Below are 245 nucleotides of genomic sequence, written 5' to 3' on the forward strand. Positions count from 1 at the left end.
AACAACAAACTCAGGATGGAAGACCAAAAAGGTCAGGAACACATCAAACTCGCCACCGACTACCAAAAATCCCAACTCAACCTCGGCCACATCGTCGACTCAAGTCGGGAGAAACGCGGAGAAAACGGCGAAGGCTTCGAACTCAGAACCGACGGCTGGGGTGCCGTACGGGCGGGCAAAGGCATACTCGTCAGCGCACAAAACCAAGACGCCAACGGCAAAGTGCTGGATATGGACGATGCCAT

At 54.3% G+C, this 245-nt stretch carries 1 protein-coding gene; it reads left to right on the plus strand.

The window, feature by feature from the left end:
- Positions 1–15 precede the first annotated feature (15 nt).
- Positions 16–245, plus strand: a 230-nt coding sequence (locus tag HMPREF3050_RS05570; protein ID WP_246830233.1) for a type VI secretion system Vgr family protein, incomplete at its 3' end; no start/stop codon positions are given.

Source organism: Neisseria sp. HMSC065D04, from assembly GCF_001815675.1.
Lineage (GTDB): Bacteria > Pseudomonadota > Gammaproteobacteria > Burkholderiales > Neisseriaceae > Neisseria.